Annotated in this window: 10 protein-coding genes; 2 read left to right on the forward strand and 8 right to left on the reverse strand. The window is 67.0% G+C overall.

From position 1 onward, the window contains the following. Positions 1–61 precede the first annotated feature (61 nt). Positions 62–802, forward strand: coding sequence for a 20S proteasome subunit A/B (locus RCF13_RS18280; protein WP_061479677.1), 741 nt, complete (start codon positions 62–64; stop codon positions 800–802). An 80-nt stretch (positions 803–882) separates the two neighbouring features. Here the strand turns inward: RCF13_RS18280 and RCF13_RS18285 are convergent, their stop codons facing one another. The 4 genes from RCF13_RS18285 to RCF13_RS18300 form a co-directional block, all read right to left on the reverse strand. Further along, positions 883–2,394, reverse strand: coding sequence for a hybrid sensor histidine kinase/response regulator (locus tag RCF13_RS18285; RefSeq protein WP_111201871.1), 1,512 nt, complete (start codon positions 2,392–2,394; stop codon positions 883–885). A 4-nt stretch (positions 2,395–2,398) separates the two neighbouring features. Continuing rightward, complete coding sequence (locus RCF13_RS18290) at positions 2,399–2,839, reverse strand: response regulator (RefSeq protein WP_005411057.1); 441 nt, start codon at positions 2,837–2,839, stop codon at positions 2,399–2,401. Beyond that, positions 2,836–4,653, reverse strand: coding sequence for an ATP-binding protein (locus RCF13_RS18295; RefSeq protein ID WP_111007681.1), 1,818 nt, complete (start codon positions 4,651–4,653; stop codon positions 2,836–2,838). Before RCF13_RS18295 ends, RCF13_RS18290 begins: the two co-directional genes overlap by 4 nt. Before the next feature lie 228 nt (positions 4,654–4,881). Beyond that, complete coding sequence (locus tag RCF13_RS18300) at positions 4,882–5,268, reverse strand: BON domain-containing protein (RefSeq protein ID WP_053498227.1); 387 nt, start codon at positions 5,266–5,268, stop codon at positions 4,882–4,884. A gap of 173 nt (positions 5,269–5,441) precedes the next feature. On the opposite strand from RCF13_RS18300, the gene RCF13_RS18305 reads away from it, so the two are divergent. Further along, positions 5,442–6,485 (forward strand): oxidoreductase, encoded by a 1,044-nt coding sequence (locus tag RCF13_RS18305; RefSeq protein WP_308141436.1) that lies wholly within the window; start codon positions 5,442–5,444, stop codon positions 6,483–6,485. 184 nt (positions 6,486–6,669) lie between these two features. Here the strand turns inward: RCF13_RS18305 and gnd are convergent, their stop codons facing one another. From gnd to RCF13_RS18325, 4 genes are all read right to left on the reverse strand, one after another. After that, positions 6,670–7,575 carry a phosphogluconate dehydrogenase (NAD(+)-dependent, decarboxylating) gene (gene gnd / locus RCF13_RS18310; RefSeq protein WP_134968134.1) on the reverse strand — a complete coding sequence of 302 codons (906 nt, stop codon included), beginning with the start codon at positions 7,573–7,575 and terminating at the stop codon, positions 6,670–6,672. Between the two features lie 10 nt (positions 7,576–7,585). Beyond that, positions 7,586–8,824 (reverse strand): hypothetical protein, encoded by a 1,239-nt coding sequence (locus tag RCF13_RS18315; protein ID WP_134968142.1) that lies wholly within the window; start codon positions 8,822–8,824, stop codon positions 7,586–7,588. A gap of 17 nt (positions 8,825–8,841) precedes the next feature. Further along, entirely contained in the window at positions 8,842–9,432 is a 591-nt protein-coding gene (locus RCF13_RS18320) for a DUF2242 domain-containing protein (protein ID WP_134968133.1), read from the reverse strand. A 234-nt stretch (positions 9,433–9,666) separates the two neighbouring features. Next, positions 9,667–11,844: a carboxy terminal-processing peptidase gene (locus RCF13_RS18325; protein ID WP_005419368.1), complete on the reverse strand. Its 2,178-nt coding sequence runs from the start codon at positions 11,842–11,844 to the stop codon at positions 9,667–9,669. Between the last annotated feature and the right edge of the window lie 289 nt (positions 11,845–12,133).

The following is a 12,133-nucleotide window of genomic DNA, read 5'->3' on the forward strand; positions in this document are numbered from 1 at the left end:
GGACATGCCGTCGTCACGGCGGCCTGCCTACAATCCGGGACGCACATGATAGGGCACCGACATGACCTATTGCGTTGGAATCGAGGTGGACGAGGGCCTGGTCTTCGCTGCCGACACCCGGACCAATGCCTCGCTGGACGATGTACGCGTGCATCGCAAGCTGCACGTGTTCGAATATCCCGGCCAGGCAGCCTACGTGCTGATGGCGGCTGGCAACCTGGCCACCACCCAGCTGCTGGTGTCGCGCCTGGGCCGCGATGCCGCAGAGCGGCGCGTGCCCAACCTGCGCGACATGACCCACCTGTTCGAAGCCGCCGCGTATGTGGGGCAACTGCTGGTGGACAGCCAGGTGCACAGCAGCCACAGCGAACACGGCCATGACGGGGTCAACACCCAGGCCACGCTGATCTTCGGCGGCCAGATCGCCGGCGAGCGGCCCGGGCTGTACATGATCTACCCGCTCGGCAACGCCATAGCCGCCTCGCCGGAGACGCCCTACCTGCAGATCGGCGAGTCCAAGTACGGCAAGCCGATCCTCGACCGCATCCTCAGCCCCGCCACGCGCCTGGAGGATGCCGCCCGCACGGCAATCGTCTCGTTGGACTCCACCATCCGTTCCAACCTGTCGGTAGGCCTGCCGATCGACCTGGCGCTGCTGCGCGACGGTGAACTGCGCATCGGCCAGCAGCTGCGGCTGGGCGCGGATTCCACGCTGTATGCCGACATCCACCAGAACTGGTCGCGGCGGCTGGAACAGGCGGTGGACGCGCTGCCGCGGTTCCCCTGGGAAACCGCCCTGTAGAGCCGAGCCCATGCTCGGCTGTCGAGGTCAATGCGAACAGCAGCCGAGCATAGGCTCGGCTCTACAGAACCCCAGCGGCATCAGCCCAGCGCCTCGGCCACTGCCCGGAACACCTGCTGCATCTGCAGCGGCTTGCGCAGTACATGGACGTCCACGCCGGCCGGGAAGGCATCGGCAGGCACCGCCACCGCCGCGTCCTCCAGCACCAGCGCCGGGCCGCGATAGCCCAGCGCAGCCATCTCGCCCAGCAGCTGGCTGGCCGGCAGCAGCTTTGAGCCGGCGTCTGCAATCACCAGCGCCGGCATCGCCTCCTGCTGCATCCAGCGCAGCGCCGCCGGGCCATCGGAGGCCAGCTGCAGCTGATACCCCTGGCTGGACAGCGCGTTGCCGAGCAGCGACAGGCGCGTGGCTTCGCCGTCGACCACCAGGATCGACTGGCCACTGCCCAAGGCCACCAGCTGCTCGATCGGCTCGCTGCCGTCGCTGGCTTCGTGCATCGGCAAGCGCAGCTCGAAGCAGGTGCCCTGCCCCGGTTGGCTGCTGACATGGATGCTGCCGCCGGCACCTTCGACGATGCGCTTGCAGGAAATCAGGCCCAGGCCGGTGCCATCGGCCTTGGTGGTGAAGAACGGATTGAACAGGTGCGACAGCGTGTCCGCATCCATGCCGATGCCTTCATCGGACACGCAGATCTGCATCCAGTCCACGCCATCGCGCTGGCCGGCATGGCTGGCGGTCAGGCTCAGGCGGCCACCGTTGGGCATCGCCTGGATCGCGTTGAGCGCCAGGTTCAGCATTACCTGCTGCAGTTCGGTGTAGTTGGCGTCGACCACCAGGCCTTCGTCCTGCACCTGCAGTTCCAGGCGCACGGCATCGGGCACGTTGCTGCGCAACAGCAGCGCCACCGCATCGAACAGGCCCTTGATCTCGATGCGCTCGCTCGGCTTGCGCGAACCACGCACGAACGACAGCATCGACTCGGCCATCTCATGGCCGCGGCGGCCGCACTCGGCGATGACGTCGGCCAGGTGGTGCAGCTGCGGATCCTCGGTACGGGCCTTCAGCAGGTCCGGCATGATCAGCAACGGCTGCAGGATGTTGCGCAGGTCGTGGCTGAGGCCGGCGGCGAGCAGTGAAAGGCTTTCCAGGCGCTGCGCACGCATCAGTTCGGTTTCCACGCGTGCGCGCTCGACCGCACTGCGTGCATCGCGGATCGCACGTGCGACCGCCGAAGGCAGGCGCGCAGGCTGGTGCTTGATGATGTAGTCGTTGGCGCCCTTCTGCAGCGCCGCCACCGCATTCTCCTCACCCATCGTGCCGGAGACGAAGATGAAGGGCACCTCCGGCGAGGTCTCGCGCACGATGCGCAGCGCGTCGTCACCGGAGAACCCCGGCATGCTCAGGTCGGACAGCACGATGTCCGGCTGGAACACCGCCAGTGCCTGGCGCAGTTCCGCCTCGCTCTCGACACGCTCGAAACGGGCCTCCAGGCCCGCGTCGAGCATCTGTTCGGACATCAGCTCGGCATCTTCCGGTGAGTCTTCCACCAGCAGGATGCGCAGCGCCCCCAGGGCGGGACCGGTCAGGGGCATGGGCTCACTCGAGTTCCGGTGCCTGGTTGATCAATGCCCAGAACTTGCCCAGGGTCTGCACCGCGCCGAAGAACTGGTCCACGTCCACCGGCTTGACCACGTAGGCGTTCACGCCCATGTCCCAGCTGCGGGCCAGGTCGCTTTCCTCGCGCGAGGACGACAGGATCACCACCGGCAGGCGCTTGAGTTCTTCGTGCTCGCGGATCTGCCGCAGCACTTCCAGGCCATCCATGCGCGGCATCTTGATGTCCAGCAGCAGCACCGCCGGCAAGCCTTCCTCGCGGTTGGCGAAGGCACCGCGGCGCAGCAGGTAGTCCATCACTTCCACGCCGTCCTCGACGTGCACGATGGGATTGGCCAGACGCGCTTCTTCCAGGGCGTCGATCGCCATTTCGGCATCCGCCGGGCTGTCTTCAGCGAGAAGAATGGTGCGCAGAGTCGTCATGCAGAAGGACCTTGTTTGTCCGCGTCGGTCGCGGGGGGCAGGTAGAAGTGGAAGGTGGCGCCGACGTCCGGTTCGGCCTCGGCCCAGATACGGCCACCATGGCGGGTCAGCACGCGGCGCACGCTGGCCAGGCCGATGCCGGTCCCCGGATAGTCACTGGCCTTGTGCAGGCGCTGGAACACACCGAACAGCTTGCCGGCGTAGGCCATGTCAAAGCCTGCACCATTGTCGCTGACCGTGAACTGATGGCCGCCGTCGGGCTGCTGCTGGTAGTCAACGCGGATCTTCGCCGGCTCGCGGTTGCCCGAGTACTTCACTGCGTTGCCGAGCAGGTTGAGCCAGACCTGGCGGATCATGTTCTCGTCGCCCACCACGATCGGCAGCGGCGCGATGTTCCACTCCACCTGGTGCACATGGCCGCTGTTCTCGGCCTCGGCCTGCAGGTTGGAATCGAGCATGGCGCGGGTGTCGGCCACCAGCGACTGCATGTCCACCGCCTGCTGCCGCATCGCCGCACGGCCAAGGCGCGAGTAGACCAGCAGGTCGTCGATCAACGCTGCCATGCGCCGGGCCGAACTGGAAATCACGTCCAGATAGTGGCGGCTCTTGTCATCGGCCTGATCGCCGAGGTGGCGCGACAGCTTGTCGGAAAATCCGGCCACGTGGCGCAGCGGTGCACGCAGGTCATGCGAGACCGAATAACTGAAGGCCTCCAGCTCGCGGTTGACCTCGGATACCTGCGCAACCTTGCCTTCCAGCTGGCGGTTCAGCTCTTCCACGCGCAGCTGCACTGCGCGCTGCATGGTGACGTCGCTGATGGTCAGCAGCACCACCTCGTCATCGCTGTCGGGCAGCGGCATGCGCCGCGCGTTGAGCAGCATGTAACGCACCACGCCGTCAGCGGTGCGCTGCTCGTGCTCGAAGTCCCACAGTTCGCGACCGCGCGACAGTACGTCGGCCAGGCGCTGCCGGACCACCGGGTCCTGCCATGCATTGTCGCCAACGTTTTCCAGCAGCAGGCCGTCGGCGCGCTCGTCCTGCAGGCCGTACAGCTCAGCGAATGCTGGATTGTGCAGCTGCACGCGCAGGTCGCGGTCGAGCAGCACGATCGGTTCGCGCACGGTCTGCAGCACCGACGCCGCACGTGCAGCCGAGCGCAGCGATTGCCGCTCGGCATGCAGGCGACGGCCGATCTGCCGCTGCAGCAGCCACAGCACCAAGCCGAGCAGCGCCAGCTGGATCACCAGCGAACTCCACGACACCAGTTCGGTCTGCTTGCGTTGGCGCGCCGCCTGCTCGGCGCGCAGCGCCAGCAGCTTCTGCTCGCTGGCCTGCAGTTCTTCCACCAGCCCGCGGATGGGATAGCGCGTACTCAGGTCCTGCACCAGCTCGCGCTGGTCGCTGTTCGGCTCGGACCTGGCCAGCTCGCGGGCGAGTGTCATGCGGCCTTCCAGCATCGATTCGATCCGACCGATGCGGATCAGCTGGTCGGGATTGTCGCGGGTCATCCGGCCCAGTTCGGCCAGGCGCCCGGGAATTTCATCGGCGCGGGCCATGCGCTCGCGCAGGCCGGGGGCATCCACGCCCTTGGACAGGGTCAACGCGGCCGATTCAACATCGCGCACATCGGCCTGCAGTTGCTGCAGTGCCACGCCCACGGCCTGGGTGTGGTTGACCCAGGCCATCGCTTGTTCGCTGTCCTGCTGCAGTTTACGCAGGGTCAACCACGGCACCACGATGATCGCGGCGGCGGCCAGCGCCAAGGCCGGCAACCGCCAGCGGTCCCAGATGTCGTCACTGAAAACCAGCGCCATAGTTCCTCGTCAGCTCTGCCGCGACGCGTTGGCCGGGCCGAACCCGGTTGCGGAACCGGCAATATAGCGCAGGCGGTCACAACTCTGGAATTTCCAGCGCGGTCAGCTGAACGGGTTGGCAATCAGACCTGTAGGGCCAAGCCCATGCTCGGCTGCCTTGGAGTTCCAGCCGAGCGTGGCTCGGCTCTACAGGTCAGCGGGCGCCCCACCCGGGGGCGCCCAACCGGTTCAGCGCTTGGCGGCAGCGCTGACCTTCAATGCGGCGGCATCGACGCGGGTCACGCCCTTGATGCCCTTGGCGGTGGTGACCGCCTTGTCCTTCTCGGCCTGGGTGGCCACGGTGCCGCTCAGGCTGACCACGCCGTTCACCGTTTCCACCTTGATCTCGGTGCCCGGGACGTTGCTGCTGGTCAGCAGGTCCGCCTTCACCTTGGTGGTGATCCAGCTGTCGGTCACCGGTTCGTTGGAATCATGGCGATCCGCATGGGTAGCCGGATGTGCGCTGGTGGTCGGCGGGCTCTTCGCGGCCGGGTCCTTGGCGAAGGCGGCCGAGGAGGACAGTGCCAGGCCCAGCGTCAGGGCAGAAGCAATCAGCGTGCGAGTGGTATTGCTCATCGTGTCGTTCTCCTTCGGGATGTGCTGCCAGTCTGGACGAGCGCACGTAGAGCAGGCGTGGCGTCGCGGTCATGCCGCCGTGAATCGAAGCGTTTCCAACGGCAACGGTTCAGTTTTGGGCTGTCCGCATCCGTCGTTTACCCTGCCCTTCCCCCCCCTGCCGGAGCTCTGCCATGCGCCCCGACCTGCACCTGGCCCTGATCGGCTACGGCCTCGCCGGCCGCGTCTTCCATGCGCCGCTGATCCAGCACACGCCCGGCCTGGTCCTGCACAGCATCGTCAGCTCGCAGCGCGACACGTTGCTGCGCACGTTCAGCAACGTACACGTGCGTGCAACGCCACAGGACGTGTTCGACGATCCAGCGGTGGATGCGGTGGTGATCGCCACGCCGAACGAACAGCACGCGCCACTGGCGATGGCCGCGCTGGCCGCCGGCAAGCACGTGCTGGTCGACAAACCCTTTGCGCTGGATGTGGCCGAAGCGGAAACGGTACTGGCCGCAGCACGCGACGCCGGCCGCATCGCCACCGTGTTCCAGAACCGGCGCTTCGATGCCGACTTCCTCACGCTGCAGGCGCTGCTGTCCGAAGGCACGCTGGGCGAGGTGGCCGAATGCCATGCGCATTTCGACCGCTACCGGTCGCAGGTGCGCGACCGTTGGCGCGAACAGGACGGGCCAGGCAGTGGCCTGTGGTACGACCTCGGCCCGCACCTGCTGGACCAGATGCTGGTGCTGTTCGGCTGGCCCGACGCCATCGATGCGGATCTGGCCGTGCAGCGCCAAGGTGGCACCGGCATCGATTACTTCCACGCCGTACTGCACTACCCGCGGCATCGCGCCATCGTGCATGCCGGTTCACTGGTGGCTGCCCCTGCCCCGCACTTCAGCGTGCATGGCAGCAAGGCCAGCTGGATCAAGTACGGCCTGGATGTGCAGGAGGCCCAGCTGCGCCGCGGCGTAGCACCGGGTGCGCCCGGTTGGGGCATCGATCCCCGGCATGGCGAACTGGTGCGCTGTGATGCAGAAGACAATGTTCTGCGCAGCACCGTCGACAACCTGCCCGGCGACTATCGTCGGTTGTATGCGCAGTTCGCAGCGGCGATGCACGGCGACGGCGAAGCGACGGTCAGCCCGATGCAGGCATTGCAGTTGATGCGGCTGCTGCAGGCCGGCATGGACAGCGCGCGCGAAGGGCGGCGGATCGCGTTGGACTGACCAGTAGATCCACGCCATGCGTGGATGACGTGGCAACGATCGGAGACGGCTTTTGTAGAGTCGAGCCATGCTCGACTGGCTGCATGGGGTCAGAACCCTTTCCTGCGGAAAGGGATCCGACCCTGATCTGCCCGGGGTCGGATCCCTTCGGCAACGCCGAAGGGCTCTGACCCCACCGCAGTGCTTACGACTTCTTGATGGCGTGGCCGCCGAATTCATTGCGCATCGCCGACAGCAGGCGGTCGGTGAACGAATTCGATTCGCGCGAACGCAGGCGTTCCAGCAGAGACAACGTGATCACCGGTGCCGGCACGTCCAGCGCGATGGCTTCGGCCACGGTCCAGCGGCCTTCGCCGGAATCCTCCACGTATGGCGCGATGCCTTCCAGCGACGGATTGCGCTTGAGTGCTTCAGTACTCAGGTCCAGCAGCCACGAACGCACCACGCTGCCGTGGCGCCACACCTCGGCGACCTGGGCCAAGTCCAGTTCCATTTCCTGCTTGCGCTCCATCAGCGCGAAGCCTTCGGCATAGGCCTGCATCATCCCGTACTCGATGCCGTTGTGGACCATCTTGGTGAAATGGCCGGCGCCGGATGGACCAACACGCGCCCAGCCACGATCTTCTGCCGGTGCCAGCGTGCGCAGCAGCGGTGCGATCTGCTCCACCACCGGCGCTTCGCCACCGACCATCAGGCTGTAGCCTTCCTGCAGGCCCCACACGCCGCCGCTGGTGCCGCAGTCGACGTAGCCCAGATCGTCCTCCGCCAGCGCCTTGGCGCGACGGATCGAGTCCTGGTAGTTGGAGTTGCCGCCGTCGATGACGATGTCACCCTCGGCCAGGTGCGGGGTCAACTGGCCCAGCGTCTGGTCGACGGTTTCGCCGGCCGGTACCATCAGCCACACCACGCGCGGCACCGGCAGCGCGGCCACGGCGGCGGCCAGCGAATCAACCACTTCCAGGCCGGCCTCTGCAGCGCGCTGGCGCGCACTTTCGCCCGGGTCGTAGCCGACCACGCGGTGGCCGCCGCGATGCAGGCGCTGGGCCATGTTGGCGCCCATGCGGCCGAGGCCGATCATTGCAATATCCATTGTTTCACCTTCAGTTGGGGTCTAGGGTCAGGCTGCCTGGCCTGCCGGTAGCCGCGCAGTGGCGCAGTTGCGCCTCGCGCCAACGCCGGTAGAGCGTGGTATGCAGATTGTGCACCGCCAGGTCGATCGAAAACGGCGTTCTCGGGTTGCGATCGAGCAGGCGGACGATGTGGTAGCCGATAGGACGTATACCGCGCGGATGCACGTAGATCACGAACTGCTGGTAGAACGGATCGTCCAGCAGCTGATCCATGCGCACAAGAGCCGCGTGGTAGCGCGGCGCCAGGCGTGCGCGCAGCTGTGGATCGCGCTCGAACAGCAGGCGCTCGAAATAGCGCTGGCCGATGCGCGGGATGTCCTGCGCCAGTTTCCAGAGCTCGGCATTGCGCTGGTCGTACCAGGCCAGGCCGGCGTGCAGCGCCAGCGCCTGCGCAGCGCCCTCGCCCACCTCGACCACCACGAAGTTCTCGGCCTGGTTGCTCAGGTCGTCCAGCGTGCCTTTGTCGTACACATGTTCGATGAAACCGGGCACGCCCACGAACGCCTGCCGCCCCATCGCCGAGGTGCGCACCGCCTTGCCATCGGCGAAGAGGTCGCCCGCATGCGCGCCGAGCAGGATGCTGTCGGTGTCGTGCAGCGCGAGGAAGGTGCCGATCGACAGTTCCTCCGCTGCGAACCCGGTGTCGAACGCAGCATCGCCATACAGCTCGCGCTGGGTGGCCAGCTGTGCGACCTGGCGGCCGACACCGCATTCGGCACGCACGGCACCACTGTAGAACGCCTGCAGCGCATGGCTGTTGCCCGCGCGGGGCACGAAGCCACGACCGAAACTGCGCGTACGCTGCCAACCCTGTGCCGGTGCGCCCTGCAATCCGAAGCCGATCCATCCCAGCTGCGGGCCGGAGAAGCGGAACGTGGGATTGCCCTGCAATGCCGAAGTCGCGCGCCGCGTGGCCGCCCCCAGCTCAAAGGCATAGGCGCAGACGGTGGCGGGGTCATCCAGCAGCTGCTGCAGCAGTGCCTGCCGAGCGGCAGCGGGCAGCGCCGCCGGCCACCGCACCTGCAGGTCGCCGGCCGCTTGTGAATCAGCCAGCGAGGCACGCGTGCATACGGGACCACCGCGCACCTGCGGCGCGGTGAGGGACGCTTCTTCGAAGCGCCACCCCAACCGCTGCAGCAGGCCCTGCGTACAGTCCGGGGATGGCGCTGCCACGACCCACGCGGGCGCCAGCAGCAGGGCTGCAATCAGCCACCTGCCGCGCACACTCAGCCCTGGTCCGTGACCGCCGGTGCGGGTTCCGGCGCCGCTGCCGGCGATGGCGATGGCGTGCCAGCCGCGGCCGGCAGATACTGCTGCAGGCGCTGGAAGAAGCGACGATAGAACTCGGCATCCGTGACCGTGCTGCTGGCCACCTTCACCAGCGAGTCGTCGTTGCTGCCGAACGGCAGCGACACCGAGCCCAGCGCACCCACGCCGACACTGGCCGAGGTCGGGCTCTTCTTCAGCGCGTAGCGGTCCTGCACGGCACTGACGAACACCAGCGTCTGGCTGCCGCGCGGGGCGCAGGAGATGCGCAGCACCAGCTGCTCATGGTCATCCTCGCGCGGCTGGAAGTTCTTGTTGCCCTCCACCTGCGCATCATCGGAACGGGCGATGGCATAGCCTTGGCTGAGCAGCGTGCGGCGCGCGGCCTCGCAGGCTTCGCCGGGGCGTCCCTCAACGGTGCGCGAGAAGGTATCGCCGGAATCGAAAGACTCGCGCAGCACGGTGCTGTCGGCGGCGCGGCCACCACAGGCCGAAAGGATCAAGGCGCTGGCGCACGCCACGGCAGCGCGGGAAAGACGGGAGGCCCGCATGGGTACTCCTGCGAGAACGGAAGCACCAAGGGTAGTCCCGCCCCCGTGTGCGGCAGGTCGATATGGCCCCCCACGTTGCTCCCGGTTCATGCACGTAAAAGGGGACGGAGGGGATCAAGTCGTTTGCGGCACTTCACTGGCCCGGGCATGGCCCGGCGCGACCGGGAATGGGCTTCCCAAACAGAAAGGGGCCGGCAATGCCGGCCCCTGCGGATGTCACGCGCCGCCTCCGGCTCAGTCCGCCCAGCGCCCCGCGCCGGTGGACTGCGGCAGCACCTGGGCCGACAGCGGACGGTCGTTGGCCAGCAGGTTCACCGCGTCGGCCAGGATCGAGGCCGACTCGCGCAGCAGCGGGTCCGGACGCTTTTCGGCGGCCTTCTCGCGGGCGGCATCCTTCACGATGTCGCGCTCGTTGCCGGTCAGGCCATCATCACTGCTGTCATCGGCCAGCGGGTCCAGGGCCAGGCCCAGCTCCTTGCGCTGCAGCTGGCGTTCCTTGCGCTGGGCGTCCTGGCGCTCGCGTTCGGCGCGACGGGTGGCCTCGTTCAGCGAGATGTACTTCTTCGCCGCCTCGGTCCGGAACTGCTGCACGTCCTCGTTCCACCACTGGAATTCCTTGTCGGTGGCGATTCGCGCGTCGTGGCGGGCCTCCAGCTTCGGCAGCAGCGGCGCGAAGTTGCCGTACTGGGTGTGCGGCACGGCGGCGATGCGGGTCCACGGCAGGGCGTTGTCGTAGGTGCTCTCGCCGAACTCGGTGGCATCGACGCTGGCCGGGAAGGCCAGGTCCGGCACCACGCCCTTGTGCTGGGTGCTGCTGCCGCTGATGCGGAAGAACTGGGCGATGGTCAGCTTGACCTGGCCGAAGCGCTGGGTCTCGCCACTCGGCCAGCGGTCGAGGTCGACGATGTTCTGCACGGTGCCCTTGCCGAAGCTGGTTTCACCGATCACCAGGCCACGACCGTAATCCTGGATCGCGCCGGCGAAGATCTCCGAGGCCGAGGCCGAACCGCGGTTGATCAGCACCGCCAGCGGGCCATCCCACGCCACGCCCTGGTTGCGATCGCTGTTGACGGTGACGCGGCCACCGGACTCGCGCACCTGCACCACCGGGCCCTGCTCGATGAACAGGCCGGTCAGTTCGATGGCTTCATCCAGCGAACCGCCGCCGTTGTTGCGCAGGTCCAGCACCACGCCGTCCAGCTTGTCGTTCTTGAAACCAGCCAGCAGCTTGGCCACGTCACGGGTGGCCGAGGCATAGTCGGCCGCGTTGCGGCGGCGGCCTTCGAAATCCTGGTAGAAGGTCGGCAGCTTGATCACGCCGATCTTCCGTGCCGGCTCGCCGTTGGCGGCCGGAATGGTCATGGTCTCGCCCTTGGCGGCCTGTTCGGCCAGGCGCACCTTCTGCCGGGTCAGCACCAGGGTGTGGTGCTTGCCATCGGCACCTTCGGCAGCTGGAATGAACTCCAGCTTGACCTGGGTGTCCTTGGCGCCGCGGATCTTGGCCACCACATCGTCGATGCGCCAGCCGATCACGTCCTCGACCTGGCCAGACTTGCCCTGGCCAACGCCGACGATGCGGTCACCCGGCTTCAGCGTGCCGTCCACCGCAGCCGGGCCGCCGGCGATGATCTCGCGGATCACCACCACGTCGTCCTGGCGCTGCAGCTGCGCACCGATGCCTTCCAGCGACAGCGACATCGCCTGGTTGAAGTTCTCGGCCGTGCGCGGGGTGAAGTAATCGGTGTGCGGATCAACCGCGCTGGTGTACGAATTCATGAAGAACTGGAAGACGTCTTCGCCCTTCAGCTCGTTGACCGACTTCTCCAGCGTCGCGTAGCGCTTGTCCAGCGTCTTGCGGATATCGTCCGGCTTCTTGCCTGCCAGCTTCAGGCGCAGCCAGTCGTTCTTCACCGACTTGCGCCACAGCTCATCCAGCTCGGCGCTGCTGGCCGCCCACGGCACCTTCTTGCGGTCGTACTCGAAGCGCTCGTCGGTGGTGAAGTCCGGCTCCTGCTTGAGCAGCTTGCGCGCAAAGGCCACACGTTCGCCGACACGCTGCTTGTAGACCGCGAACACCTGGAACGCCGGCTCAAGCTCGCCGCCACGGATGGCCGAGGAGATGTTGGCTTCGAAGGGCGCAAAGCGCGCCACGTCGGCCTGGGTGAAATACTGCTTGGCGCCGTCCAGCGTCTCCAGATAGCGCTTGAACACGTCCTTGGAGGTGGCCTCGTCCAGCGCACGCGGGCGGTAGGCGTAACGACTGTCGGACAACAGGCCATACACCAGCTTGGAGGTGGTCACCTGATCGGCAGTTGCCGCAGCGGGCAATGCAGGCGAGTCGGCCTTGGCCGCCAGCGCCAGCGGCGCGACCAGCGCCAGGGCCATCAGGAATGCGGGGGCTTTGAATTTCATTGACGTGCTCGAAGGCGCCTTGCCAAGGGAGAGACTGCAGGGTGTTCAGACACCCCGACAGTGCCGAAAGTTGCCGGGTTTGTCACCCGGCCGCGCTCGGTGGAAAACCAGCCTAGCCGGGCCGGTGTAGCAAATTGTGAATGCATGTAGAGCCGAGCCCAAGCTCGGCTGGCCGGCAGCAAGCAGCCGAGCATGGGCTCGGCTCTACGGCAGGCAGAGGTGTTGGGGCCAACCGGGCCCCCCCCCACGCGGAACACCGCCCCCCCCCCCGCCCGCTGGGACGGAACCC

The sequence above is a fragment of the Stenotrophomonas maltophilia group sp. RNC7 genome (assembly GCF_030910085.1).
GTDB lineage: Bacteria > Pseudomonadota > Gammaproteobacteria > Xanthomonadales > Xanthomonadaceae > Stenotrophomonas > Stenotrophomonas sepilia.